The organism is uncultured Amnibacterium sp. (genome assembly GCF_964250715.1).
Classification (GTDB): Bacteria; Actinomycetota; Actinomycetes; order Actinomycetales; family Microbacteriaceae; genus Amnibacterium.
On sequence record NZ_CAXUGX010000001.1, the window covers coordinates 528,559 to 553,821 of the forward strand.

At 71.0% G+C, this 25,263-nt stretch carries 25 protein-coding genes; 22 read left to right on the forward strand and 3 right to left on the reverse strand.

The features are described from left to right. Positions 1-4 precede the first annotated feature (4 nt). Both ACFE7H_RS02440 and ACFE7H_RS02445 read left to right on the forward strand, forming a co-directional pair. On the forward strand, positions 5-2,194 hold the full coding sequence (locus ACFE7H_RS02440; protein WP_375399595.1) for a HelD family protein: 2,190 nt from the start codon (positions 5-7) through the stop codon (positions 2,192-2,194). A gap of 432 nt (positions 2,195-2,626) precedes the next feature. Beyond that, positions 2,627-3,901 carry a hypothetical protein gene (locus ACFE7H_RS02445; protein WP_375399596.1) on the forward strand — a complete coding sequence of 425 codons (1,275 nt, stop codon included), beginning with the start codon at positions 2,627-2,629 and terminating at the stop codon, positions 3,899-3,901. 304 nt (positions 3,902-4,205) lie between these two features. Here the strand turns inward: ACFE7H_RS02445 and ACFE7H_RS02450 are convergent, their stop codons facing one another. Beyond that, positions 4,206-5,387: a MarP family serine protease gene (locus ACFE7H_RS02450; protein ID WP_375399597.1), complete on the reverse strand. Its 1,182-nt coding sequence runs from the start codon at positions 5,385-5,387 to the stop codon at positions 4,206-4,208. 198 nt (positions 5,388-5,585) lie between these two features. Here ACFE7H_RS02450 and rpsO point away from each other — a divergent pair, with 198 nt between their 5' ends. Continuing rightward, on the forward strand, positions 5,586-5,855 hold the full coding sequence (gene rpsO / locus ACFE7H_RS02455) for a 30S ribosomal protein S15 (RefSeq protein ID WP_375399598.1): 270 nt from the start codon (positions 5,586-5,588) through the stop codon (positions 5,853-5,855). 41 nt (positions 5,856-5,896) lie between these two features. After that, a complete protein-coding gene (locus ACFE7H_RS02460) occupies positions 5,897-6,274 on the forward strand; it encodes a nuclear transport factor 2 family protein (RefSeq protein ID WP_375399599.1) in 378 nt (125 codons plus the stop codon). Positions 6,275-6,313: 39 nt separating this feature from the next. Here the strand turns inward: ACFE7H_RS02460 and ACFE7H_RS02465 are convergent, their stop codons facing one another. After that, entirely contained in the window at positions 6,314-6,730 is a 417-nt protein-coding gene (locus tag ACFE7H_RS02465) for a transferase (RefSeq protein WP_375399600.1), read from the reverse strand. An 87-nt stretch (positions 6,731-6,817) separates the two neighbouring features. Here ACFE7H_RS02465 and ACFE7H_RS02470 point away from each other — a divergent pair, with 87 nt between their 5' ends. From ACFE7H_RS02470 to ACFE7H_RS02490, 5 genes are all read left to right on the forward strand, one after another. After that, the gene (locus ACFE7H_RS02470) at positions 6,818-7,951 is read left to right on the forward strand and encodes an anion permease (protein ID WP_375399601.1); all 1,134 of its coding nucleotides are present in this window, start codon (positions 6,818-6,820) and stop codon (positions 7,949-7,951) included. Continuing rightward, on the forward strand, positions 7,951-8,241 hold the full coding sequence (locus tag ACFE7H_RS02475; RefSeq protein WP_375399602.1) for a hypothetical protein: 291 nt from the start codon (positions 7,951-7,953) through the stop codon (positions 8,239-8,241). Before ACFE7H_RS02470 ends, ACFE7H_RS02475 begins: the two co-directional genes overlap by 1 nt. Positions 8,242-8,294: 53 nt before the next feature. After that, entirely contained in the window at positions 8,295-8,711 is a 417-nt protein-coding gene (locus ACFE7H_RS02480) for a hypothetical protein (protein ID WP_375399603.1), read from the forward strand. 71 nt (positions 8,712-8,782) lie between these two features. Beyond that, on the forward strand, positions 8,783-9,760 hold the full coding sequence (locus ACFE7H_RS02485; RefSeq protein ID WP_375399604.1) for an aldo/keto reductase: 978 nt from the start codon (positions 8,783-8,785) through the stop codon (positions 9,758-9,760). 22 nt (positions 9,761-9,782) lie between these two features. Beyond that, entirely contained in the window at positions 9,783-10,019 is a 237-nt protein-coding gene (locus tag ACFE7H_RS02490) for a hypothetical protein (RefSeq protein WP_375399605.1), read from the forward strand. A 135-nt stretch (positions 10,020-10,154) separates the two neighbouring features. On the opposite strand, the gene ACFE7H_RS02495 is transcribed toward ACFE7H_RS02490, so the two are convergent. Next, the gene (locus tag ACFE7H_RS02495) at positions 10,155-10,943 is read right to left on the reverse strand and encodes a siderophore-interacting protein (RefSeq protein ID WP_375399606.1); all 789 of its coding nucleotides are present in this window, start codon (positions 10,941-10,943) and stop codon (positions 10,155-10,157) included. 136 nt (positions 10,944-11,079) lie between these two features. On the opposite strand from ACFE7H_RS02495, the gene ACFE7H_RS02500 reads away from it, so the two are divergent. The 13 genes from ACFE7H_RS02500 to ACFE7H_RS02560 all read left to right on the forward strand — a co-directional run bounded on the left by ACFE7H_RS02500 (position 11,080) and on the right by ACFE7H_RS02560 (position 25,192). Then, a complete protein-coding gene (locus ACFE7H_RS02500) occupies positions 11,080-12,144 on the forward strand; it encodes an LLM class flavin-dependent oxidoreductase (protein ID WP_375399607.1) in 1,065 nt (354 codons plus the stop codon). A 119-nt stretch (positions 12,145-12,263) separates the two neighbouring features. Beyond that, positions 12,264-13,673 carry a DUF222 domain-containing protein gene (locus ACFE7H_RS02505; RefSeq protein WP_375399608.1) on the forward strand — a complete coding sequence of 470 codons (1,410 nt, stop codon included), beginning with the start codon at positions 12,264-12,266 and terminating at the stop codon, positions 13,671-13,673. A gap of 56 nt (positions 13,674-13,729) precedes the next feature. Next, positions 13,730-14,554 (forward strand): amidohydrolase family protein, encoded by an 825-nt coding sequence (locus tag ACFE7H_RS02510; RefSeq protein ID WP_375399609.1) that lies wholly within the window; start codon positions 13,730-13,732, stop codon positions 14,552-14,554. 92 nt (positions 14,555-14,646) lie between these two features. Next, a complete protein-coding gene (locus ACFE7H_RS02515; protein ID WP_375399610.1) occupies positions 14,647-15,171 on the forward strand; it encodes an MSMEG_0572/Sll0783 family nitrogen starvation response protein in 525 nt (174 codons plus the stop codon). Positions 15,172-15,173: 2 nt separating this feature from the next. Continuing rightward, the gene (locus ACFE7H_RS02520) at positions 15,174-16,331 is read left to right on the forward strand and encodes an MSMEG_0568 family radical SAM protein (protein WP_375399611.1); all 1,158 of its coding nucleotides are present in this window, start codon (positions 15,174-15,176) and stop codon (positions 16,329-16,331) included. Beyond that, entirely contained in the window at positions 16,301-17,758 is a 1,458-nt protein-coding gene (locus ACFE7H_RS02525) for an MSMEG_0567/sll0787 family protein (RefSeq protein WP_375399612.1), read from the forward strand. The genes ACFE7H_RS02520 and ACFE7H_RS02525 overlap by 31 nt, the downstream gene beginning before the upstream one ends. Before the next feature lie 34 nt (positions 17,759-17,792). Beyond that, on the forward strand, positions 17,793-18,677 hold the full coding sequence (locus ACFE7H_RS02530; protein WP_375399613.1) for a carbon-nitrogen hydrolase family protein: 885 nt from the start codon (positions 17,793-17,795) through the stop codon (positions 18,675-18,677). Then, positions 18,670-19,917, forward strand: a complete 1,248-nt coding sequence (locus ACFE7H_RS02535) for an MSMEG_0569 family flavin-dependent oxidoreductase (protein ID WP_375399614.1) — start codon at positions 18,670-18,672, stop codon at positions 19,915-19,917. Before ACFE7H_RS02530 ends, ACFE7H_RS02535 begins: the two co-directional genes overlap by 8 nt. A gap of 5 nt (positions 19,918-19,922) precedes the next feature. Then, positions 19,923-20,762 (forward strand): carbon-nitrogen hydrolase family protein, encoded by an 840-nt coding sequence (locus tag ACFE7H_RS02540; protein WP_375399615.1) that lies wholly within the window; start codon positions 19,923-19,925, stop codon positions 20,760-20,762. Further along, positions 20,762-21,880 carry an MSMEG_0565 family glycosyltransferase gene (locus tag ACFE7H_RS02545; protein WP_375399616.1) on the forward strand — a complete coding sequence of 373 codons (1,119 nt, stop codon included), beginning with the start codon at positions 20,762-20,764 and terminating at the stop codon, positions 21,878-21,880. Before ACFE7H_RS02540 ends, ACFE7H_RS02545 begins: the two co-directional genes overlap by 1 nt. Continuing rightward, the gene (locus ACFE7H_RS02550) at positions 21,877-23,328 is read left to right on the forward strand and encodes an AMP-binding protein (protein ID WP_375399617.1); all 1,452 of its coding nucleotides are present in this window, start codon (positions 21,877-21,879) and stop codon (positions 23,326-23,328) included. Before ACFE7H_RS02545 ends, ACFE7H_RS02550 begins: the two co-directional genes overlap by 4 nt. A gap of 151 nt (positions 23,329-23,479) precedes the next feature. Beyond that, entirely contained in the window at positions 23,480-24,382 is a 903-nt protein-coding gene (locus tag ACFE7H_RS02555; protein ID WP_375399618.1) for a hypothetical protein, read from the forward strand. Positions 24,383-24,391: 9 nt separating this feature from the next. Continuing rightward, on the forward strand, positions 24,392-25,192 hold the full coding sequence (locus ACFE7H_RS02560) for a ferritin-like domain-containing protein (protein WP_375399619.1): 801 nt from the start codon (positions 24,392-24,394) through the stop codon (positions 25,190-25,192). Positions 25,193-25,263 lie beyond the last annotated feature (71 nt).

Genomic DNA, 25,263 nt, shown 5'->3' on the forward strand with positions numbered 1-25,263 from the left:
GCGAGTGGCCGAGACCGGCGAGAGCGAGCTCACGCGCGAGCAGCACTACGTCGCTCGGCTCTACGCCCGGCTGGACGCCCTGCGCCGCGAGAGCGGCGACCAGCTGGAGCGCATCCGCGCCGGCGGTGCGACCGGCACGCATCAGGCCCGGTCGGAGCGCGACGCGATGGCGGCGCTGTTCGAGGAGCGACTGCGGCAGCTGCGAGACGTCGACGATCGGCTCGCCTTCGGCCGGCTGACGACCGAGGGCGGCGATCAGCGCTACATCGGCCGCATCGGGCTGCGCGACGACGACCAGCACCCCCTGTTGCTCGACTGGCGGGCGCCGCAGTCCAGCGCGTTCTACCAGGCGACGCCGGCGACGCCCCTCGGTGTGCGCATCCGCCGCCACCTGACCACCCGCGGTCGCGCCGTCACCGCCGTCGAGGACGAGGTGTTCGACCCCGGCAACGTGCCCGAGAACGTCACGCTCACGGGCGAGTCGGCGCTGCTGGCCGCCCTCTCCGCGCAGCGCACCGGGCGGATGCACGACATCGTCGGCACGATCCAGGCCGAGCAGGACCGCATCATCCGCTCGGAGCTGCGCGGCGTCCTCGTGGTGCAGGGCGGACCGGGCACGGGCAAGACCGCGGTCGCACTGCACCGGGCCGCCTACCTGCTGTACGCGCACAAGGAGCGGCTGGCGCGCAGCGGCGTGCTGATCGTGGGCCCGTCGCGCAGCTTCCTGCAGTACATCGAGCAGGTGCTCCCCTCCCTGGGCGAATCCGGCGTGGTGCTGCGCACCGTCGGCCAGCTCTATCCGGGAGCCGAGGCCACCGCCGTCGAGCATCCCGAGGCGGCCGCCCTGAAGGGGCGCCCGCAGATGGTGGAGGTGCTGCGGCGAGCCGTGCACGCCCGTCAGGTCGCGCCGGAGCAGGCGACGAGCGTGCGCATCGGCAACGAGGTACTGACGGTGCCACCGGAGCTGCTGCAGCGCGCGCTGCGCCGGGCGCAGCAGAGCCGTCGCCCACACAATGTCGCCCGCGTGACCTTCGTCCGCGAGGCCCTCGGCGCCTTGACCGCCGCGCTCGCCGACCAGGTGAGCTCCCGCGGCGGCACCATCGACGACGACGACCGGCGCATGCTGCGGGAGGATCTGCGCACTGCGCAGGACGTGAAGGTGCTGCTGAACTCCGCGTGGCTCCCGCTGACGCCGCAGAAGCTGCTCGGCGATCTCTACAGCCGCCCCGCCTACCTGGCGGCCGTCACTCCGGGGTGGAGCGAGACGGACCGAGCGCTGCTCGGCCGCGAACGCACGGCGCCGTTCACGGTGTCGGACGTGCCGCTGCTGGACGAGGCGGCCGAACTGCTGGGCGAGGCCGACGTCGCCGCCGACGCGCACCGCCAGGCGCGCGAGGCGCAGCGCGAACGCGACCTCGAGAACGCCCGCCAGGCGATCACGAACATGGGTGTCGAGGGGCAGGTCAGCGCCGAGTCCATCGCCGACTCCTTCGCGGACGAGGCCGCCACCCTGACCACCGCCGAGCGGGCGGCGAGCGACCGAACCTGGACGTACGGGCACATCGTCGTCGATGAGGCGCAGGAGCTGACGCCGATGCAGTGGCGCCTGCTGCGCCGGCGCGGACCGCTGCGATCCTTCACCGTGGTCGGCGATCTCGCCCAGACCGCCATGGTGCGGCCGCCCGAGTCCTGGCAGCAGGCGCTCGGCGCGCTCACCGAGGACTTCCGGCTGGAGCGGCTCAGCGTCAACTACCGCACGCCCCGCCAGATCGCACAGCTCGCCGAGGCGACCGCCCGCCGCCTGGCCCTGCCCATCACGCCGTCACGGTCGGTCCGCGAGGCCGGCTGGCCCATCGACGTCCGCACGACCGACGACCTGCCCGGCGGGGTGCGGTCGGTGGTGCTCGGCGACCGCTCGATCGATGCGACGGGCACCATCGCCGTGATCGCGCCGCAGGCCCGGCTGGCGGCGATCCGGGCGGCCCTCGACGGCATCGGCGAGCGGATCGGCGCCGGCGAGACCGGGCTGAGCGCCCGCGTGACGGTCCTGACGGCGCGCACGGCGAAGGGGCTCGAGTTCGACGCCGCCGTCGTGGTCGACCAGCAGGCGATCGCGGAAACCGACGGGGCGGGCTCCCTCTACGTCGCCCTCACGCGACCCACGCAGCGGCTGTACATCGTCGACCCCGCTTAGTTCGACGCGAGCGCACCGCCTGCGTAATCAGCGGAGGAGATTCTGCAGGCCTAGACCGGCCCTGCGATACTGTCTACGGCCACGCCAGGTGGCGCCGGAAGGCGAGCGGCACTGGCACAAGATCGCCTCTGTCTGCGCGATCGTGCTGGATTGACAACTCTCGGTCCGCGGCTCTACCATCCAATGCACCCTGTAGGGCACATGGTTCGCGGATCACAGTTGCTTCGCCATCTTGAGTCGAGGGTTGCACGTGGGTTTGATCTAAATCCGCTGCCGCGTCGCTAGTACCTTCCGCTTCAAAGACGATGGGGAGAATCAGTCTTGACTCGTCCGAAAACTCGCGGAGCAGGTCTCAAGATACTGCTCATGGCCTTGTCTTGCGCTGTCGCATCTGTACTAGCGACCCAACCCGCGAACGCGGATTCACCTCGAGTGCAGGTCGCCATCCCTCCGGCGCGCGAGATACAGCTCCGCGAGCAGTCTGGACTGCGATACGACACCGCTTGGATCGAGCAGGTCGACGCAGCCTCAACTTCAACCTCGACTGAGCTTGGCATTCCGCTCACCCCTAGTGAGTCAGCGGTAATCAAGGGAAGAGATCGGTTGAACTCGGTTCTCGGTGCGATTGAATCGCTCGGTGGTAAGTCGACACTGTTCGGCGGCGTTGCTATCGACCTGTCCAAACCGAGCGGTATATCGATCGCCCTGACTTCCGATCCCTTAGAATCAGCCGCCGCGAGCACGCTTCTTGACAGCCTCAAGATACTCGTGCCGCAAGGGACCGAGGTTGCGGTCACAGTTCAGGACACGCCTCTCGCTCAACTCAGGAGCACCTATGAAGCCCTCAGTAGGGACTGGGCGGATAAGAAGCTTGAGGGTCTACACGTCACGACCATCGGCCAGTTTCCTACCCACATCATGATCACAACTTCTGGCGACTCTCCAGCTACCGTCCAGGAAGAACTTCGCGCGCGTTATAACGCTCCCTTCATATCAGTCACTCAAGGGAGTGGCCCTGAGTTTCAGGCGAGTCGCAACCAGGCGTCGGGTCCACTTTATGGTGGAATCGCGATCAGTACTGATGAGAACCAGAACCTCTGTACATCGGGCTTCTCGCGTGCCAGGGGCGGCGCGAGTGGAACTTCCTACTATGAAATCACAGCCGGTCATTGCAACCCGCCTGGATATCACTGGCACGAGGGCGATTACAGCACGAATGGAGACCATTTCGGAACCGGAACGAACAACAACGGAGCATATGGAGGTGGGACGTCGAAATGCGACTGTCAGTCCATTGGACCAGTTCCGGCGAGTGCGGCAACAAAGAACTTTCTTTCCAGCAACAACGTCGTGTCGTCACAAATGACCGGCCTCCCCTCGAACACAGATGACAGTGCGGGCTATGGAATCAACCGCAAGGTTTGCGTTTCGGGCGCGGTTTACGGGCAAACCCACGGCGGTGATTTGACTTGCGGCTATATTGGCGCGCAGAACTACTCCGACCAGCCTGTTACTACGACGGTGACGAACCTGATCCTCACCAACGCATTCGGCACGGTAAATGGCGATAGTGGGGGCACAGTGATCGCGGGATCTGATTTCATGGGAATCCACCAGGGCACCGTCAACGTTCAGGGAACAGCTTACGAGTTGTTCTCGCGCTCGGTCTACATGGCGTCTGTGACTGGTGCGACGCCAACGTTCTGAGACGACGTCTATCTGCGTCCAGAACAACACAACGCAGGTCGGTCTTTTCGGGGCGCGTATGGCGGTTCATGACATCGTGTCCCTCCGGGTATGCGATAGGCTCCGCGAAATCGTTTCGAGTGGAATAGGCTAGTTCTTTTGCGTGATTGTAGGCTGGACTCGAGTTAGCAATCGTGAGCGGGGATTGAGTGTCGGCCCGACTTCGTATGCAAGACCTCAGGATTCTAGTGGCGCGACTGCCTATTCCTGTCCCGGGGGTTTCGGCCTGTACGGGGAGTACCGGTGCGCTGAGCGCTCGGAGAACTCAGTCCCTGCGGCAGGCGCCGGTCGAGACCGCTCGCTGCAGCGTCGGTGCGTCCTCGACCACCGGGCGGAAGTCCTGCGGTGCCATCGCGTAGCCGACGCCGTCGGTCGTTGCACTCCTGGCGAACACGATGCCCGCCACCGTCCCGGCCGGGGTCAGCAGCGGACCGCCGCTGTTGCCCTGCTCCACGTCGGCGGCAAGGGTGACCACCTGGCGGATCGTCGTCCCGCTGCCGACGATGTCCCGCACGGGCGTCGGCGCGCTCGAGACGACGCCGGCCGAGCCGGTGTGGAACGGCCCGCCGAACGGGTAGCCGTCGACCACTCCGGAGTCGCCCGGTGCGGGATCGGACGCGACGGTCAGCGCCGGCGCGTCGAGCGACGGCACCGCGACGACGGCCAGGTCGTGCCGTCCGTCGAACCAGACGACCGTTCCCAGGTGCACGTCACCGTCGCGGTCGAGCACGACCGGCCTCGAGACTCCGGTCAGCACGTGGGCGTTCGTCAGCACGCGGTGCGCGGCGATCACGAAACCGCTGCCGGACTGATCCTGACCGCAGGCGTATGCGGTGCCGGTCACCTTCACCACCGACGAGGCGGCCGTCCGAAGCGACGCCGTCCCGGTCTGCACGGACGGCGGGCTCGGCGATGTGGTCGGACCGCCGAGCGTCTGGTTCAGCACCGGCAGGCCGCCCGGCAGCATGGTCGTGCGCAGCTGTGCCAGGGCGGTGGCAACCTGTGGCGGGGTCACCGCCTCGATCGTGCCGAGCACCCGGGAGGAGGCGATGGGCTGCGCCAGGAACGGCACGCCCAGGGCAGCGATGCCCGTGGCGACGACCGAGACGACGAATGCCGCGACGACCAGGTTGATCGCTCCGCCGAGGATCCGGTCGGCCAGCCCGAGCGGTCCGCGCTGCACGCGGCGCCCGATCGCGGCACCGATTGCCGCGCCGATGCCGTGCCCCAGCAGGATCAGCACGCAGGAGACCACGATCGTCGCGATCACGCGGACGGTCGCATCCTTGGACAGGGCACCGATCGGCGGCCCCAGGAGTGCTGCGGCGACGGCGCCGAGGGCGATCCCGACGAGTGCACCCAGGCTGCGGATCAGCCCCAGCCGGTACCCGTAGACCAGGTAGGCCAGCAGCAGCACGATCAGCGCGACGTCGAGCAGGCCGGACACGTCGTCCCCTCCGTCCGCGGCTCGAGACGAACGCGCGGGTCAACTCTCTCGCAGCGGCACCTGATCGGCGGCAGGATCGCGCGAAATGGGGGCAGGCCGGTGCGGTAACGTTGTCGACCGCCGTGAAACGGCCGCGGGCCCAGAGCGCACGACGCACCAGGCGACGTGCACCGCGCAGCGAGTGAGAGGACGACCCACATGGCATTGGATGCCGACGTCAAGAAAGCCATCATCGACGAGTACGCCACTCACCCGGGCGACACCGGCTCGCCGGAGGTGCAGGTCGCGATGCTCACGACCCGCATCAAGGATCTGACGGAGCACCTCAAGCTGCACAAGCACGACCACCACTCGCGTCGTGGGCTGCTGCTGCTCGTGGGCCAGCGCCGCCGTCTGCTCGGCTATCTGCAGGACATCGACATCGCCCGCTACCGCTCACTCATCGAGCGGCTCGGCCTGCGTCGATAACCGCTCGGCCGAGGGCCGATCGTCGGCGGAAGGATCGTGCCGTGAGTTCCAGGGACGCCGTCGACGACTGGATCCATCGCTACCTCGTCGCCTGGGACTCCAACGATCCCGACGACGTGCGCGCCATCTTCACGCCCGATGCCGCGTATCGGTTCCATCCCTGGGACGAGCCGCTGCGCGGCGTCGACGCGATCATCGCCCAGTGGACGGGCGAGGCGCGGGACGAGGCGGGCGACCACGCCTTCACCTGGTCGGTGATCGCGGTCGACGGTCCCACAGCGGTGGTGCAGGGCCGCACCCGATACGACGACGGCGACGTCTACGACAATCTGTGGGTCATCGAACTGACCGACGACGGCCTCGCCCGGGCGTTCACCGAGTGGTACATGGAGCCCCCCAAGGACCAGCCTCAGGGCTGATCGCGCCGGATCATCGACGCCGGTGTCACTCCCGCGGCTTCATGCCGCTGAGGTGACCTCGCCGGTCGCGGGGACCACGGCGCCCTGGGGCACCTGGCGGTCGGGGGAGACGCGGGCGCGGCTCTCGATACGAGCGCCCGGCCCGATCTTGCAGTGGCTGCCCACATGCGCTCCGGCACCGATCACGGCCTGGGGCCCCACGTGCACCGCGGCACCGAGGTGCGCGCCGGGGCCGACGACCGCCTCGCGGTCCACCCAGCTGCCGGTCGCGATCGTCGCGGCGCGGCCCACCTGGGCGCCGGGCTCGACGTAGACGCTGGGCGCCAGGAACGCCGTCGGGTCGACGGTCGCGGTCGTGGCCACCAAGCCGCGCCCGTTCGGGTGTCGGCGATACCGGGTGACGTTGCCGAACTCGTCCTCGATCTCTTCTGCGATCCGCGGGGTCCTTCGCTGCATGTACGGCACAACCGACGAGATCCTCCGGATGTTCCCGCCTAACTGTGCGTTTCCCCCCCGTTCACCACTGCTACCTACCGTCCTCGCATGGACGTGCTGGTGACCGTGCTGCTCGTGATCGTCTTCGCTCTGGTCTTCGATTTCACCAACGGCTTCCACGACACGGCCAACGCCATGGCGACCTCGGTCGCCACCGGGGCGTTGAAGCCGCGCACCGCCGTGCTCATCTCCGGCGTCCTGAACCTGGTCGGCGCATTCCTCAACACGGCGGTCGCCAGCACGGTGTCGCAGGGCATCGTCCGTGAGGGTGAGAACGGAGTCGAGATCACCCCCGCGCTCATCTTCGCGGGCCTGGTCGGCGCGATCCTCTGGAACCTGATCACCTGGTACCTCGGCCTGCCGTCCAGCTCGACGCACGCGCTGTTCGGCGGCCTGATCGGTGCCGCGATCATCGGTGCCGGGTTCGGTGCCATCGACTTCGGCACCGTGCTGACCAAGATCGTCATTCCGGCGCTGCTCGCCCCGTTCACCGCGGGCCTCGTCGCACTGGTCGCCACGTACCTCGTCTACCGGATCAGCCGCGGGGGCCTGAAGAACTCCGCCCGCGGGTTCCGCACCGCGCAGACCGTCTCGGCCTCGCTCGTCTCGCTGGCCCACGGCACCTCCGACGCCCAGAAGACGATGGGCGTCATCACGCTGACCCTGATCGCGGCGAAGTACCAGGATTCGGGTACCGGGCCGCAGTTCTGGGTGATCCTGGCGTGCGGGCTCGCCATCGCCCTCGGCACCTACCTCGGCGGCTGGCGCATCATGCGCACTGTCGGCAAGCGCATCACCGACGTCGAGCCGCCCCAGGGCTTCGCGGCCGAGACGGCCGGCGCGGCGACCATCCTCGCCTCCTCCAGCCTGGGCTTCGCGCTGTCGACGACCCAGGTGGTCACCGGCTCGGTCATCGGCTCCGGCGTCGGCAAGCGGCTCTCCTCGGTGCACTGGGGCACGGCCGGGCGGATGGCGCTGGCCTGGATCGTCACCCTGCCGTCGGCCGCGGTCATCGGTGCGGTGGCGGCGCTCGTCGCGGCCAGCAGCACGCTCGGCCTGATCGCGATCGCGGTGCTGGCGGTGGTCGGCATCGGCACGATCTACCTGCTGTCGCGTCGCAACCCCGTCACCGCGAAGAACGTGAACGAAGCCCCGGAGCGCGAGAAGGTCGGAACAGTCTGATGTCGGTGATCGTCTTTGCCGCAGCCGCGGCGCCGATCGAGATCAAGTGGAATCTCTTCGTCCTGGTCGCGGTATCGGCCCTGGTCGTGACCGTGCTGATCGCGGTCTCGTACGCCGTCGGCCTTCGGCTGCTGGAAGCGGCACACGGCGGCGCGGACGCGCACATCGCGGCCCCCCGGCCGGCGGCCATGGCCGGCGCGGTGGTCTGCTTCGCGATCGGCATCGCGGCCGTGCTGTTCGGCCTGGTTCTCGTCATCCCTCCGCTCCACTCGGCCATCTTCCCCAGCTGAGCCGCTTCCGGTGAGAGCGGCCGCCGACTTCGGCGGTCGGCCAGAATGGTCCGGTGAGGTTCAGGCGCCGAGTGCTCGACCCCCGCTGGGGTCCCCGTGACCAGGGCTCGGGTTCGCTCGACGACTACAAGTTCGACCTGCTGCCCGGCAGCAGCCGGGTCACCATCCGCCTCGCCGGCAGCGACGACCATCAGGATCTGATCGCCGGCATCGAGGCCGCCGAGATCCAGACCGCCATCGCCCGGCGGACCGCGGAGGAGGAGCGCACCGACGCGCCGATCGCCGTACGCCTGTTCGCCGACGGCCGCGTGATCGGTCCGGTGGGCGAGGTGCCCCGCGGGCTGGAGGGGCCTGTCAGCGAGGCGATCACCCGGCTCGAACTCGCGGGCCGCACGCCGCGCATTCCGGCCGCCGTCGTCAGTACGCGGGACGGCCTGCGGGTCGACCTGCTGATCGGCCGAACCCGCTGATCGCATGGCCCGTCGAGGGTACGGCGCGCTGACCGCACCGGTCGCCCAGCCGACGGCGTCATCATGGCGACATGGACACGATTCGACTCGGCGCCTCCGGCCTCGACGTCAGCCGCGTGATTCTCGGCTGCATGAGCTTCGGCGAACCCGGCCGCGGCGGCCACGCCTGGTCGCTGCCACTCGATCAGGCGCGGCCGATCATCCGGCAGGCGCTCGAGGCCGGTATCACGACCTTCGATACCGCCAACGTCTACTCCGACGGCAGCAGCGAAGAGATCACGGGCACCGTGCTGAACGAATCGGCCAAGCGCGACGAGGTCGTGATCGCCACCAAGGTGCACGGCCGGATGGGTCCCGGCACGAACGGCGCCGGCCTCAGCCGCGGCGCGATCATGACGCAGATCGACGCGAGCCTTCGCCGGCTCGGCACCGACTATGTGGACCTCTACCAGATCCACCGCTTCGACCCCACGGTGCCGATCGCCGAAACGATGGCGGCGCTGCACGACGTGGTGAAGGCGGGCAAGGCGCGCTACATCGGCGCGTCCTCGATGTGGGCGTGGCAGTTCGCCGAGATGCAGCACACCGCCGACATCGAGGGGCTCACTCGCTTCGTATCGATGCAGGATCAGTACTCGCTGCTGATGCGCGAGGAGGAGCGCGAGATGCTGCCGTACTGCCTCGACTCCGGCGTGGGCGTCATCCCGTGGTCGCCGCTGGCGCGCGGCAAGCTGACGCGCGACTGGGACGCCACGACGAACCGGACCGAGAGCGACGAGTTCGCCCGGTCGCTCTTCGTGGCGACCGCCGACACGGACCGCCGCATCGTCGAGGCGGTCGCGCAGGTCGCCGCGGGCAGCGGGGTTCCGCGGGCGCAGATCGCGCTGGCCTGGGTGCTGGCCCAGGAGGCGGTGACTGCGCCGATCGTCGGGGTCACCACGCCGCAGCAGCTGGACGACGCGATCGCCGCGGAGCAGCTGGAGCTGGACGACGACGAACTGGCGCTGCTCGCCGAGCACTACGTCCCGCACGCGCCGACCGGGTTCTGATGATCAGACGGCGAGCGTGCGGATGGCGAGCGTGACGCCGAGCAGCCGGCTGCTGTTCTGGCTGCGCATCTCGTTCGTCGGCGACGCCGCCCTGGCCGCGATCGGCGGGGTGCTCATCGCGCAGGGCGAGCGGGTCGGCTACGCCGTGCTGGTCTTCGTCGCGCTGCGGGCGGCCCTCGGCGTGGTGGCGCTGCTGATCGCGGCGCGCGCGATCGCGGACACGGGCCCCCACGACGACCGGCCCTCCGTCATCCGCTGACCTGCCACGCCCGCTTGCCGTGCCGCACCCGCCGAGGAATTCAGGAGAAATCGAGTTCCGAAGCCGGATCCGGCCGGTTGGCGCTTGCATTTCTCGAAATCGCCTGAGTTCCTCAGGCGGTCAAGCAGCGCGGCACTAGTCCGGATCGGCGGGGTCGAGCGGCGCGTGGTGGTCGAGGCCCGCTGTGCCGCGCTTCCAGTAACCGTGCAGGGACAGGTTGCCTGCGGGCAGTCCCGCCTCGCCCTTCAGCCAGCGGCGCACCGGGATCAGGTCGCCGGCCTCGCCGGCGGCCCAGACGAAGGTGTCGGCGGTGATGTCCTGCGCACGGACGACCTCGAGCAGGTCGAAGCGGCCGGTCAGGGCCACCTGCGGAGTCGCCGCCAGCGCCTCCGCCTCATCCAGGTGGTCGAGCAGGGTGGCGTCGTCGCCGAAGAGCACCGCGTGCACCGGAGTCACGCCCGCATAGGCACGGACCCAGCGGCGCAGCGCCGGCATCCCCGACGCGTCCGCGAGCAGGATCACGTTCCGGAAGCCGGCCGGCGCCAACCGCGAGCCCCGCGGCCCGCCCACCTGCAGCGTCGCGCCGGGCTGCGCCGCGGTCGCCCACGCCGTCGCCGAACCAGCCGTGCCGTGCACGACGAAGTCCAGATCCAGCTCCGGCCCCGACGAGCGGCCCAGCGGCCGGAACTCGCTCGGCGTGTAGTCCCGGCCGACCGGGCCGTCGGCGCTGTCGAAGACCACCTTCACGTGATCCTCGGGGCCGAAGCTCGTGAACCCGGCCAGGTCGTCGCCGACGAGCGTGAAGCGCACCAGCGAGTCGGTCAGCCGCGTGCGCGACTGCACTGTCAGTGAGCGGCGCCGTACCTCGTGCCGGACCGTGTCCCGCGTGCGCGGTTCGCCGGTGGAGATGGGGAAGGTGCTCATCCGCTCATTCTGGACCGCACGCCTTCTGCCCAGGTCTGCGTCATCTGCCCATGCGCGCGCATGAGCACGTGACTCGGATCGGGGTAGACGCGGGCCGGGGTGGAAGTCGAGCGCGGCCGGCAGCGTTACATCCTGCATGTCCGATCTCGCGCTGTCCGTGCTCGACCTCGTCCCCGTGCGTCGGGGCCAGCACTCCGCCGATGCCATCGCCGCGACGGTCGCGCTCGCCGAGCACGCCGACGAGCTCGGGTACCGCCGCTACTGGCTGGCCGAGCACCACAACATGCCCTCGGTCGCCTCGACCAACCCGCCCGTGCTGCTCGGCGTGCTCGCCGGCCGTACCCGCCGCATCCGCCTCGGCTCCGGCGGCGTCATGCTGCCGAATCATGCCCCGTTCGTCGTCGCGGAGCAGTTCGCGGTGCTGGAGGCGGCGGCCCCCGGTCGCATCGACCTGGGCCTCGGCCGCGCGCCCGGCAGCGACCCCGTCATCTCGGCGCTGCTGCGCTCCAGCGGGCACACGAGCGAGGTTGACGCCTTCCCCAACCACATCCGCGACATCGAGGCGCTGCTCGATGCCGACGGCGCGGCGCTGCGCCTCGGCACGGGCGAGCAGTACGTCGTGCGGGCGACCCCCGCCGCTGCCGGCCGGCCGGAGGTCTGGCTGCTCGGCTCCAGCGACTACTCAGCGCAACTGGCCGCCGAGTTGAGCCTGCCCTACGTCTTCGCCCACCACTTCTCCGGTGAGGGCACCGAGCGGATGCTCGACCTCTACCGCTCCCGCTTCGTCCCGAGCGTGTCGCAGGCGGTGCCGCGCACCTTCCTGACCGCGAACGTCGTCACCGCCGACACGGATGCGGAGGCGCGAGCGCTCGCGCTGCCGCAGCTGCAGCACATGGCGCGACTGCGCACCGGCACGCCGCTGACGGCCTTGGACACCGTGGAGCAGGCCGCCGCGGCGACGCTGACGCAGCCGCAGCAGGACCTGGTCGACACGATGCTGGGGCGCTGGTTCGTGGGTGCCGCCGACGACGTCGCGGAGCGACTTGCCGCCTTCGCCGCCCGCTTCGAGGTGGACGAGGTGATGGTCACCGTCGGCGCCGGCGCGCACGAGGGCGACCCGATCGACCGCACGCCGGCCCGCGAGCGCACCCTCGACCTGCTCGCCGCGCACCTGCCCCAACGAATGCTCGTCGCCGCCTGAGCCGCGGACGGCCTGTCTGTCGGCACGCGAAGCCCGTCGCAGGTAGTACCTGTTGAGGAGTCGATCTCGGGTCGGATCCACTGTCGGTGGGTGGTGACAGTGTTCGGGGTGTGGAAGCGGTGGCGGTGTCGACGCGGGAGGCCCTCGCGGTCGTGCTCGCCGCGCCCCGCGTGCGTCGCACCTTCGCCGATGATGAGCTGCTGGCTGAGGCGGAGGCGTGGGAGGCGATCGGTCGGGTGGCCGATGCGCGGCGTCTCGCCGTGGCGGCCGAGATCGACCAGCGCTCCCTGCCCGGTACGGGCCTGGACGGGCTGGCACAGCGGGCAGGTGACCGGACCGGGGTGGAGCACCTCGCCCGTCGCCTGCGGATCGACCCGCGGGAGGCGACGCGTCGGGTGAAGCTCGGGAAGGTCCTCGCGCCGGGGTTGACCCTCACCGGTGAGGAGTTGCCTGCCCGGTTCCCGGCACTCGCCGAGGCCGTCCAGCGGGGCGAGATCGGGATCGACTCCGCCCGCGAGGCGACCGAGGTACTGACGCGCACCTCCCGGCGGGCGAAAGCGACCGACATCGGTCGGGCCGATCGGGTCCTCGCGGAGCGGGCGGCGGTGCTCCCACCAGAGGAGTTGCGGAAGACCGTGCAGCGGGTGGAGGCGTGGATCGACCCCGACGGGCCGGTGCCCACCGAGGTGGAGCAGCGGCGGGCGCGGGCGTTCCGGCAGGGGCGCCTGCGGGAGGACGGGACGACCCGGTGGACGCTGGACACCATCGGTGAGGACACCGCCCTGATCCGCTCCGCGCTGACCGCGCATCGCCGACAGTCCACCTGGCAGCACGGAACCACCGAGGCGGCAGATGACGGGGTGACCGGCACCCCGGATGAGCCGTGCTGGCATGAGGCCGCCGAGGAGCCGCGCACGAAGCCGCAGTTCGACCACGACATCGTGATCGGCATCCTCCGTGCCGGCATCCGCGCCGAACAGGACGGCAGCGGCGACTCCGGTAGCACACCCCACGAGGTCGTCGTGCATGCCACCGTGTCCGACCTGACCCGGCACGCCGGGTCCGGGTGGGCGGAGGAAGTCCTCGGACGGTTCTCCATCCCCACCATCGAACGGCTCACCTGCAGCGGCACCACACGACTGCTGGTCACCGACGACCACGGCGAGGCACTCACCCTCGGCCGGCGGACTCGACTGTTCACTCCGGCACAGAAACGCGCGATCGCCGCACGCGACGGTGGATGCGCGTGGCCGGGGTGCACGGCACCGGTGTCGTGGACCGACGCCCACCACGTCGAATGGTGGCATCGGGATACCGGACCGACCGACATCACCAACGGGGTACTGCTGTGCTCCTTCCACCACCACCTCGCCCATACGACCACCCGGTGGAAGATCCGGATGCACCAGGGCTTCCCCCACCTCGTGCCATCCCACTGGACCGGACCACCCGAACCACGACAACAGATGGGACGACGACGCACAGCACCCTCAACCGATCCACCCGTGCCCGATACGCCGGGCCGGTAACTGGAACGTATTCCTCCGGAAACCATGCCGAAACGGTGCGCGCGGAGGGTTGAGGCATGGCCTCCGGGGTGCACGACGCACACCGGCACATCGGCGTCCTGCCGCCCTACCCGTTCTACGGCGGTCCGCCCGTGCAGGCCGATCGCACCGCGCGAGCGACCGTCCGCGAGTTGATCGCCGACCTCGACGCCGAGGGGACCGAACGCACGCTGGTGCTGCCGAACTACGGCGTCCCCATCCCCGAGGTGGCGTTCGGACTGAACGAACTCGCCCTCGAGGCCGCCGACGCGGATGACCGCATCCGCTGCGGACTCTGGATCTCACCCAAACCCTCCGACGCCGACGCCAACACCGCCGCCCTCGCGCTCGCCGGCGAACGTGGCGTCAAGGCGCTGAAGACCAGTTTCCTGCTCGGCGGCAGCGCGACCGATCCGGACTGCCTCGTGCAACTCACGCGCCTGTTCCAGACCGCGAAGCGACACGACCTGACCGTGCACATCCACACCTCGCCCGGCGGGGCCAGCGACATCGACCAGATCGGCACGCTGGTGGAACGCTTCGGCGACGACGTGCGCATCCACCTGGTGCACCTGGGCGGCGGGATGAGCGGGCACATGAAGCTGCTCGGTGGCCGGTTCTTCGACTGGATCGCCGCCGGCAAGCGGGTCTACTCCGACACCAGCTGGGCGATCGGCTTCGCCGCGACGTGGCTGGTCGCCGAGATCGAGCAGCGCGGTCTGGGGGAGGACCGCATCCTCTTCGCCAGCGACACCCCGTGGGGCGACCACGCCGGCGAGCTCGCCCGCATGAGCGCGGCTGTCGGCGACGGGGTGCTGCGCCGGCTGTTCCTGCGCCAGAACTTCGAAGCGCTCTACGGCTGAGCGCACGCTCACGACCCCACAGTCCGTAACCGACAGCCCCACCCGCACACCAGACCGCCAGTACCACCGACGCAATCAAGGAGTACCCGACCATGCCCCTGTTCGACGACGACGTCCTCGCCAAGATCGAGACCTCGAAGAACGAGATCGCTCACCCCTCGCTGCCGAAGGGCAGCTCCATCTACGGGTCGACCAAGATCTTCCCGGACATCCAGGCCGAGCCCGGGCAGTCGTACCTGACGCTCGTGCACGGCATCGCGCACGAGTCGAGCGTCAGCTTCGTCGCCTGCCTGCAGGCGCTGCGGGCGCTCCGCAAGGGCTTCGACTCCGTTCTCTACTTCTACGGCCCCGGCGCGATGAACGCGATCTCGACCCGCGGCTTCCCGACCGCCGGCGACTCCGCGTTCCCGGGCGAGCAGAACATCAACAACACCATCGCGACCTTCCTCGAGGAGGGCGGCACCGTGTTCGTGTGCCGCTTCGGCCTGTCGCTGCACGGCCTGCGCGAGGAGGACCTGATCGAGGGCACGATCCCCTGCCACCCGCTCGACGTGCAGGACGCGCTGATCTACTTCGCGAACAAGGGCGCGATCATCAACTCCACCTACATGGTCTGACCGTGACGATCTCCCTGGGGCTCCCCGCCGTGCGGAGCGACGAGCCGCTCGGCGGGGCGCACGTGATCAGCGCGCCGCCGGGCGCCATGGACCCGGTCGCGCGCCGCGTCGACGTGGCACTGCGGGGTCTGCGGGTCGCCGCGCCCGTGCACCGGGAGGCCGGAGCCGGGCCGAGCGACGACGGGCATGTGCTGTTCGACGGGGTGGCTGCGGCCATCCCCGTGAACAGCACGAGTCCGTACCTCGTCACCGGCGGCCGGCTGGTGATGGAGACGGCCGAGGCGGGTCCGATCGACGTCGGCATCGACGTCGCGCCGGTCGCCCGGCCGCGCTTCTACGACCTGACCACCGCCGACGGGATCGCCTATGAGCAGATCGCCCGCCTGCACGGGTCCAAGGTGCTGGCCACCACCGTCGTGCAGACGTGCATCCGATACGGGGAGTCGGACCGCTGCCGGTTCTGCGCGATCGAGGCCTCACTGGACGCGGGTGCGACCATCGCGGTCAAGACGCCGGCGATGCTGGCCGAGGTCGCCCGCGCGGCCCGCGACCTGGACGGTGTGGAGCAGGCGGTCATGACCACCGGCACCTCCAACGGCTGGGACCGCGGCGCGAAGCACCTGGCCCGCTGCGTGCAGGCGGTCAAGGACGCGGTGCCGGAGCTGGAGATCCAGGTGCAGATCGAGCCGCCCCGGCACCTGCGGGCCATCCAGGACCTCTACGACGCGGGGGCTCGCTCCATCGGCATCCACGTGGAGTCGATGGACGACGCCGTGCGGGCGCATTGGATGCCGGGCAAGAGCACGGTCTCCCTCGACGAATACCGCGCCGCCTGGCGCGAGGCCGTGCGGGTCTTCGGCCGTAACCAGGTGTCCACCTACCTGCTGGTCGGCCTGGGGGAGCAGCCGGATGCCATGGTCGGCTGGGCGCAGGAGCTGATCGAGCTCGGCGTCTACCCGTTCGTGGTGCCGTTCCGGCCACTGCGAGGCACCCTTGCCACCGACGTCGACCACGTGCCCGCCCCCTCGCGGTCGCTGCTCGAGTCCGTGTCGCGGCAGGTCGCCGCGCTGCTGATCGCGGCCGGGATGCTCGGCTCGGAGCAGAAGGCCGGGTGCGCGGCGTGCGGCGCGTGCGGCGTGCTGAAGTCGGCGGGCGCCTGACCGTGCCGCTCGACGTACCGATCCTCGCCGGCGTGCGGCCGGCGCCGCAGCACGCCGGAACGCACGCCCGTCCCGTCGAGGTGGCGGACACGCAGGCGCTGGCGGTCTATCGGCGCCTGCGAAGCGAGTCCTTCGTCGCCGAGCAGGGGCTGTTCGAGGCGTCCGACGCCGACGACCTGGACGACGACCCGCGCACGATCGTCCTGGTCGCGCGCGATGCCGACGGCGTGGTGCAGGGCGGTGTGCGGCTCGCGCCGGTCGGGGCGCGCGACATCGGCTGGTGGACCGGGAGCCGGCTGGTCGTCGCCCCCGGCGTTCGCGGGGGCGCCGGCATCGGCTCCGCGCTCATCACGGAGGCGTGCCGCACCGCCGTCGCGCGCGGCGTGCTGCGGTTCGACGCCGCCGTGCAGCAGCGGTACCGGCCGATGTTCGTCCGGCTGGGCTGGGAGCAGTGGGGCACCGACGTGATCGGCGGCGTGCCGCACGTGTCGATGCGGTTTCCGATCGACCGCATCCGCTCTCTCGTCAGCGCGACGAAGGCGGCGCTCGCCGAGGTGCTGGACCCCTTCGGCGCCTCGTGGGGCGACGCGCCCGCCGGGTCGCTCGGCGGTCAGGGCTACGTGGGCGACGACGGCGCCCCCGTGCCCGGCACCGACGTGATCGCCGCGTGCGACGCGATCCTGCCCGCCATGATCGAGCGCGATCCGGAGTGGGCGGGCTGGTGCGGCGTGCTCGTGAACCTGAACGACCTGGCGGCGATGGGGGCGGCGCCCGCAGGACTGATGAACGCCGTCGCCGGCCGTGACGCGTCGTTCGTGCGGCGCGTCATGGGCGGCCTGCGCAGCGGCGCCGACGCCTGGGGCGTCCCGCTGCTCGGCGGCCACACGCAGATCGGTGTGGCGCCCGCCCTGGCCGTGACCGCCCTCGGCCGCACCGACCGCCCCGTCCGCGGCGGCGGTGGCGGCTACGGCGACGCCCTGACTCTGACCGTCGACACGGCGGGCGGCTGGCGGCGGGGCGCAGGGCACACCCAGTGGGACTCCTCCTCGGCACGCACCGGTGCGGAGCTGCGTGCGCTCGGCCGCCTGGTCACCGACGCGGCGCCGAAGGCGGCGAAGGACGTCAGCATGGCGGGCATCGTCGGCACGGCCGGCATGCTCGCGGAGGCATGCGGCCGCGGTGCGATCGTCGACGTCGACCGCGTCCCCACGCCCGACGACGCCGCGATGGGCGACTGGCTCACCTGCTTCCCCGGTTTCGGCATGCTCACCGCCGACCGGCCGGGCGCCTCCCGAATGGGGTCGCCCCTGACCGTCACCGCGGGTATCGGCACCCTGACCGCGGGCAGCGGCGTGCAGCTGCGCTGGCCCGACGGCGAGACCACCACGGCACTGCCCGACGCCGCGACCGGCCTCGGGCCCGCCTGAACCGCGCACATCTGAACCAGAAGGGAGTGCCGGCATGACTGTCACACTCGCGGCGGCCGCCGCATCGTTCGGCCGCGACCTCGACGACAACTACCGCACCATCGAAGCGCTGGTCGCCGAGGCCACCGCGCAGGGCGCCGACCTGCTCGCCCTGCCCGAAGCGGCCATCGGCGGCTACCTCTCCAGCCTGGGCGGTCCGGAGGACACGAGCCGGCCGGAGTCGCTGCCTCCGGCGATCCGTGTGGACGGGCCGGAGCTCGCCCGCGTGCGGTCGCTGGCCGGCGATCTGGTCGTCGTGCTCGGCATCTGCGAGGCGGCCGGCCCGGTCGACGACCCGGTCCGCTACAACACCGTCGTCGCGCTGACCCGCGACCGCATCCTGGGCGTGCATCGCAAGGTGCATCAGCCGCTCGGCGAGAACATGAGCTACGCGGCGGGGGAGACCTTCGCCGCCTTCGACTCGCCCGTCGGCCGGCTCGGTCTGATGATCTGCTATGACAAGGCGTTCCCGGAGGGTGCCCGCACGCTGGCGCTCGACGGCGCCGAGGTCATCGTCTGCGTCAGCGCGTGGCCCGCCGCCCGCACGGCGGGGGCGACCGACCTGGCCGAGGACCGCTGGACCCGACGGTTCCGACTGTTCGACCAGGCGCGGGCGCTCGAGAACCAGGTCATCTGGGTCGCCTCCAACCAGGCCGGCACCTTCCACTCGCTGCGTTTCGTCTCGAGCGCCGCGGTGATCGGGCCCGGCGGCGACGTGCTCGCCGACACCGGCGTGCAGGCCGGGCTCGCGGTCGCGACCGTGGACGTCCAGCAGGCGCTCGCGACCGCGCGGCGGGCGATGTTCCACCTGCGGGACCGCCGGCCCGACGCCTACGACCTCTCCGCGGTCGTGGCCCAGGAGGAGTTGACCGATGCGTGAGGTGGACGTCGTCGTGGTCGGCGGGGGTCAGGCCGGCATGGCCGTCAGCTGGCACCTGAAGCGGGAGGACATCGACCACGTGGTGCTCGAGCGGGCGACACCTGGCCACGAGTGGCTCGACGGTCGCTGGGACGCTTTCACCCTGGTCACTCCGAATTTCCAGTGCCGGCTGCCGGGCTTCGCCTACGACGGCGACCAGCCCGACGGGTTCATGACCAAGGACGAGACGCACGCATTCCTGCAGCGGTATGCAGCGAGCTTCGAGCCGCCGATCGAGCAGGGGGTGGAGGTCACCGGCCTCACCCGCACGGCGGAGGGATTCCGGGTGCGCTCCTCCGCCGGCGAACTCGACGCCCGGGCCGTCGTCATCGCCACCGGCGGCTACCACCGGCCGATCGTGCCCGCGTTCGCCGCTCAGCTTCCCGCCGACGTGCACCAGCTGCACTCGTCGCAGTACAAGAACGCGGAGGCGCTGCCCCCGGGCGGGGTGCTGGTGGTCGGCAGCGGGCAGTCCGGCGCGCAGATCGCCGAGGACCTGCACCTGGCCGGCCGGCCGGTGCACCTGGCCCTCGGTCGTGCCCCGCGCAGCGCCCGCTTCTACCGTGGCCGCGACTGCATCGCGTGGCTGGAGCAGATGGGCGTTTACGACATCGGCGTGGAGCAGCACGCGTCGGGCCTCACCAAGCGGGAGTCGACGAACCACTACATGACCGGCCGCGCGGGCGGCCACGACATCGACCTGCGGCTGTTCGCGAGTCAGGGCATGCAGCTGTCCGGGCGGCTGGTCGGGGCCGACGGTGCACACCTGCGGTTCGACGCGACCATGGAGCGCGACCTGGACCATGCCGATTCAGTGATGGAGTCGATCAAGAACGACATCGACGCCTACATCGAGCGAGCGGGCATCGCCGCGCCGACCGAGGACCGCTACCGGCCGGTCTGGCGGCCCGCGACCGAGCCGACCGAACTCGACCTGCACGCCGCCGGCATCACGAACATCGTCTGGGCGATCGGCTACCGCGCCGACTACTCCTGGGTCGAGGTGGGGGTCTTCGACGGGCGCGGGCACCCGACCCACCAGCGTGGCGTCACAGGGGTGCCGGGCCTCTACTTCCTCGGCCTTCCGTGGCTGTACACGTGGGGGAGCGGGCGGTTCGCCGGTATCGCGCGCGACGCCGAGTACCTCGGCGAGCGGATCGCCGAGCAGGTGGGCGCCCGGGCACCCGCCCACGCTGCCTGACCGCGATGGCGGTGGTCGGCCTGGGCGCGGTCGCCGCGCACTTCGGACGGGAGGTGGATCGGGCGCTGCCCAAGATCGAGGGGATCGTGACGGACGCCCGGGCGGCGGGCGTGCAACTGCTGGTGCTGCCGGATGCGACCCTCGGCGGCTACCTCTCCGACCTGGCCGAGCCGGCGACGGACGACGTGCCGGTGCCGATCGCGCTGGACGGTCCCGAGCTCGCCCGAGTGATGCATGCCGCCGGCGACATGGTGGTCTGCGTGGGACTCGCCGAGCCCGTGCCCGGCGCACCCGACCTGCGCTGGAACACCGCCGTCTGCTGCTCCGGAACCGGGGTGTGGGGCGTGCACCGCAAGGTGCACCGGCCCCTGCACGAATCGCGTGTGTACGCCGCGGGCGATCGGTTCGCGGCCTTCGACACCCCCGTCGGCCGGATCGGCATGCTGATCGACTACGACAAGACGTTCCCCGAGGCCGCCCGGGCGCTCGCCGACGACGGCGCGACGACGCTCGCCTGCCTGTCGGCATGGCCCGCCTCGACCACCGACCGCGCCGCCAAGCTGCCGCAGGACCGGCAGTCCCGGCTCTTCGACCTGTACGACGGCGCCCGTGCCGCGGAGAACCAGGTCGTGGTCGTGTCCTCGAACCAGACCGGCGTGACCGGTCGGCTGCGCTTTCTGGGGCAGGCGAAGGTCGTCGGTCCCGGCGGCGAGATCCTGGCGCGCACCGGGTCGAAGGGCGGACTGGCTGTCGCCCGCATCGACATCGCCGTCGAGGTGGCCCGGGCGCGGCGTCGGCTGCACCATCTCGCGGAGCGCGCGCCGCAGGCGTACGGGGCCCGCTGATGCGCATCGCGCTCCTGACGTACTCCACCAAGCCGCGCGGCGGCGTGGTGCACACCCTGGCCCTCGCGGAGGCGCTGGCCGCCCGCGGCCAGCAGGTGACCGTCTGGACGCTCGGCCGGGGCGGCGACTCCGCCTTCTTCCGCACGGTCGATCCCGCGGTGCGGGTCGAGGTGGTCCCGTTCGCACCCGACCCCGCCGAGGCGGTCGGCGCGCGCATCATGCGGTCGATCCGGACGCTGTCGGCGGCGTTCGATCCGGCGGACGCCGATGTGGTCCATGCCGAGGACTGCATCACCGCGAACGCGGTGCCGGGCTGCATCCGCACCGTGCACCACCTGGACACCTTCACGACTCCGGAACTCGTGCGCTGCCACGACCGCGCGATCGCCGACCCGATCGCCCTGGTGACGGTGTCTCGCGCGGTGGCAGCCGAGGTGCAGGCGGGCTGGGGCCGCACGGCCACGGTCATCCCGAACGGTGTCGACTCGGCCCGGTTCGGCGCGGCCGCCGGCATCGGCGCGGCAGCCGACCGGGCGCAGTGGCGCGACCGGTTCGGCGACTACCTGCTCGCTGTCGGCGGGATCGAGCCGCGCAAGGGGACCATCGACGCCCTGGAGGGCGCGGCGATCGCGCACGACCGGCATCCGGAGCTGCGGCTCGTGATCGCCGGCGGCGAGACCCTGTTCGATTACGCCGACTACCGGCGGCGCTTCGATGCCCGCCGCCAGGCGCTCGGGGTCCCCGTCGACGTGCTCGGCCCCGTCGACCACGCCGTGCTCCCGTCCCTCGTCGCGGCGGCCCGGGTGGTGCCGTTCCTCTCCACGAAGGAGGGCTTCGGGCTGTCGGCCATGGAGGCGCTGGCGGCGGGGGTCCCGGTCGTCGCACGGGACCTGCCGGTGATCCGGGAGGTGTTCGGGCGGGCGGTCGCGCGCGTCCCGGACGACGCGCGGGCGCCCCGCGCCTTCGCCGGAGTCGTGGACCGCGTGCTGACGGGCGACGTGGTCGATCCGGAGCTCGGTCGGACGCTCGCGGCCGGCTACGACTGGGCCGCCGCCGCCGACGAGCACCTGGCGCTGTACGCGCGCGTGCTGGAGCAGACCCACCCGGCTCGACCGTGAGCGACGGCGCTCCCACGGTCAGCCTCGCGCCGACGATCGGTGAGGCGCTGGACCTGCTCGCGGAGCGGGACCCGGCGGCGCCGGCGGTCGACGACGGCGCGGTCCGCCTGACCCGGGGCGAGCTGCGGGACGCATCCCGGCGGCTCGCGCGCCTGCTGATCGGCCGCGGGGTGCGGCAGGGCGACCTGGTGTGCCTGCGGGGCGCGAACACCGCCGCCTTCGTCGTCGCCGCGTGCGCGATCTGGCGGGCGGGCGGTACGCCCCAGCCGCTCTCGCCGCGGCTGCCGCTCGACGAGCAGCACGCGGTGGTCGCGCTGGCCGACCCGCGCCTCGTGCTCGGCGCCGACCCGGCCGAGTTTCCGGGAAGGACCGTGCTGCCGATCGACCCGGCTGCCGAGAGCTACAGCGACGGTCCGCTGCCGCCGCTGGCCGCCCCGAGCTGGAAGGCGCCCACCTCCTCCGGCAGCACGGGGCGGCCGAAGCTGGTGCTCGCCTCCGCGCCCGCCCGGGTGGACCCCGATCGGCAGGTCGCCCCGTTCCTGCCGCTCGCCGCCCGTCAGCTGGTGGTCGGGCCGCTGACGCACTCCGCGCCGTTCACCTATGCGATGCGCGGCCTGACGACCGGGCACGCGCTCGTGCTGCTGCCGCGGTTCGAGGCGCAGGCGGTGCTGGACGCGATCGGGGCGCACCGCATCACCTGGGTGCTGCTGGTTCCGACGATGCTGCACCGGATCCTTCGGCTGCCGCCCGAGCAGATCGCGGAGGCGGACCTGTCCTCCCTGCAGCACGTCGTCCATATCGGCGCCCCGATCGATCCCGCACTGAAACGTCGCTGGCTCGACCTGCTCGGAGCCGAGCGGTTGACCGAGGTGTACGCCGGCAGCGAATCGAACGGGCTGACCGTGATCCGCGGCGACGAGTGGCTGCAGCATCCGGGCAGCGTCGGGCGGCCGGCGAGCGGAACGGAGGTGCGGGTCGTCCGGCCGGACGGCTCGCTCGCGGACGTGGGCGAGATCGGCCGCGTCCAGTTGCGGCGCACCGCGGGCGCCGCCTACCGCTACCTCGGTGCGCCGACGCCGGCGGCGGGCGAGTGGGACTCCCTCGGCGACGACGGCAGCCTGGACGCCGAGGGCTACCTGTACCTGACGGACCGGGGCGGCGACCGCATCACTCGGGCCGGCACCAGCCTCTATCCGGTCGAGGTGGAGCGGGTGCTGGAGGCCCACCCCGCCGTCCGCTCGGCCGTGGCGGTCGGCGTGCCGGACGACGACCTGGGTACCCGCATCCATGCCGTCGCGGACATCGACGACGCCGAGATCGATTCCGACCGGCTGCTGGCCTGGGCACACGCGCGCCTGCACCCGGAGAAGCGCCCGGACACGCTGCAACTGGTCCGCGAGCCCCTGCGCGACGACGCCGGCAAGGTGCGGCGCAGTGCCTGGCGGTAGGTGCACTCCCACTGGGGTGGCGCGCGCCCGCGGCCCCGCGGAGCCCGAGCGATAGTCTCGCCCTGTGTCCGACAACCGAATGTCCGACCGTGCCTCCGCTGGCCGCGAGTCCGATATCCGCGAGTCCGATGACCGCGTGCCCTCTGTTCGCGTGGCCGACACTGTGGCCGACAACGAGACCGACAGCAGCATCGCCGATCGGCCCTTCGATGTGAAGCACTACACCGCGACCGCGCAGGGTTCCCTCGCCGGCGACCTGCACGTCGATACGTACGGGCCGCTCGATCCCGCGCTCGTCGAGGCGCTGGCCTACCTGCGCCGGCGGGAGTCGGAGTCGGCCGGCTGGCTGAGCCGAGTGCTCGTCACTGCCACCCACAAGGAGGCCCGGGTCACTGCCTTCCTCTCGAGTTGGGCCTACGAGCGGCACTGGATCGCGCAGGCGCTCGCGCAGATGTCCGGGCGGCAGTACTCCGGCGCGCCGGCGCTCACGCGGCTCCGCACCATCGGGGACCGCGGAGCACCGCTCATCGAGTCGGTCGTCGGCAACGTGCACGGGCGGGCGATCATCGCGGTCCACATGGCGGAGCGACTGATCGACACGTGGCTGATCGACCGGATGCTGCAGCGCGTGTCGACGATCGGCGGCGACCCCGCGCTCGCCGAGGACATTCGCGTGCTGCGTGCTGTGCTCGGGCGGCAGCAGGACTATCTGGCCGAGAGTGCGCGGCACTATCTGTCGGAGGGGCCGCGGTCGCGGCGTCTCGCGCGGGTTCGGCTGGCCGCCGTGGCCTGGCCGCTCGGTGCCGATCGCGAGCCTGCCCGGGCCATTGCCGACGTCATCGCCACCCTGTTCGCCGGCGATCCCGGCTGGGCCGTGGCGCTCGATGCACGGGTCGACGCGCTGCCCGGCCTGGCCGGCCTGAATCTGATGACCCGCACTGCCGCCAAACCGGGGCGACCGCCGCTCCGAAGAGTTCAGAGGCCGGCCGCCGCACTCGGCCGAGGCGTTGCAGGCCTGATCACTCTGGGAAAGGGGACGTCAGCACACCGCTGACCCGACCGCATGGCATTCGATATCGACCAGTTCGCGAAGACGTCCGAGCGAGTCGCCTGGGGCGACCTCGATCTCGAGTCGTTCCGCACCGACCCCCTGCCCGCCGACACGCTGGCAGTGGTCAAGTACATGTGCGAAGTGGAATATCACACGGTCTGCTACCTGCGGGACATGCTCGTCACTCCGTCCCACAATGACGGCGAGGTGTCCACGTTCATGACGATGTGGAATCGCGAGGAGTACTGGCACGGTGAGGCGCTCGCCGCGGTGCTCGGCGCGCACGGCATCTCCGTGGAGTTCGATCAGCTGAAGGCCAACCGCATGCGGCTCGGTTGGAAGGACCGCCTCGATCCGGTCAAGCAGTCGGTGCTGGGCAACATCGTGGGCAAGGACTTCGTCGCCGTCCACATGACCTGGGGCATGTGCAACGAGCGCTCCGCCGCGTCGGGGTACCGGCGGCTGGCCGCGATGGAGCCCCATCCCGCGCTCGCGCCGCTGCTGAAGCGCATCGCGGCCCAGGAGACGCGGCACATCGCGTTCTACACGACGCAGGCGACGAAGCGGCTGGAGGAGAGCCCCAAGGCGCGCAAGCTGACCCGCTTCCTGCTGAGCAAGTTCTGGGGCCCGGTCGGTTCCGGAGCGATGCCGGAGCACGAGGTGGCGCATGTGATGCGCTACATCTTCAGCGGCGAGGACGGCCTGCACGAGGTGCGCAAGATGGACGACCAGATCGCCAACCTGCCGGGCCTCGACGGCCTGCGCCTGCTGGAGACCCAGTTCCGTCGCCGCGGCATCTACGACGACCTGTAGGTCGTCGTAGATAATAAGCACAGCCGACGACTTGTCGGCGTAGGCAATAAGCACAGCCGACGACTTGTGGT

Excerpts from the sequence above, each read along its gene's own strand:
- ACFE7H_RS02500 (WP_375399607.1), top strand. The coding sequence starts at position 11,080 with ATGTCCGATCTCGCGCTGTCCGTGCTCGACCTCGTCCCCGTGCGTCGG.
- ACFE7H_RS02475 (WP_375399602.1), top strand. The coding sequence starts at position 7,951 with ATGTCGGTGATCGTCTTTGCCGCAGCCGCGGCGCCGATCGAGATCAAG.
- ACFE7H_RS02560 (WP_375399619.1), top strand. The coding sequence starts at position 24,392 with ATGGCATTCGATATCGACCAGTTCGCGAAGACGTCCGAGCGAGTCGCC.
- rpsO (WP_375399598.1), top strand. The coding sequence starts at position 5,586 with ATGGCATTGGATGCCGACGTCAAGAAAGCCATCATCGACGAGTACGCC.
- ACFE7H_RS02485 (WP_375399604.1), top strand. The coding sequence starts at position 8,783 with ATGGACACGATTCGACTCGGCGCCTCCGGCCTCGACGTCAGCCGCGTG.
- ACFE7H_RS02470 (WP_375399601.1), top strand. The coding sequence starts at position 6,818 with ATGGACGTGCTGGTGACCGTGCTGCTCGTGATCGTCTTCGCTCTGGTC.
- ACFE7H_RS02510 (WP_375399609.1), top strand. The coding sequence starts at position 13,730 with ATGGCCTCCGGGGTGCACGACGCACACCGGCACATCGGCGTCCTGCCG.
- ACFE7H_RS02495 (WP_375399606.1), bottom strand. The coding sequence starts at position 10,943 with ATGAGCACCTTCCCCATCTCCACCGGCGAACCGCGCACGCGGGACACG.
- ACFE7H_RS02515 (WP_375399610.1), top strand. The coding sequence starts at position 14,647 with ATGCCCCTGTTCGACGACGACGTCCTCGCCAAGATCGAGACCTCGAAG.
- ACFE7H_RS02465 (WP_375399600.1), bottom strand. The coding sequence starts at position 6,730 with ATGCAGCGAAGGACCCCGCGGATCGCAGAAGAGATCGAGGACGAGTTC.
- ACFE7H_RS02545 (WP_375399616.1), top strand. The coding sequence starts at position 20,762 with ATGCGCATCGCGCTCCTGACGTACTCCACCAAGCCGCGCGGCGGCGTG.
- ACFE7H_RS02535 (WP_375399614.1), top strand. The coding sequence starts at position 18,670 with ATGCGTGAGGTGGACGTCGTCGTGGTCGGCGGGGGTCAGGCCGGCATG.
- ACFE7H_RS02490 (WP_375399605.1), top strand. The coding sequence starts at position 9,783 with ATGGCGAGCGTGACGCCGAGCAGCCGGCTGCTGTTCTGGCTGCGCATC.
- ACFE7H_RS02540 (WP_375399615.1), top strand. The coding sequence starts at position 19,923 with ATGGCGGTGGTCGGCCTGGGCGCGGTCGCCGCGCACTTCGGACGGGAG.
- ACFE7H_RS02530 (WP_375399613.1), top strand. The coding sequence starts at position 17,793 with ATGACTGTCACACTCGCGGCGGCCGCCGCATCGTTCGGCCGCGACCTC.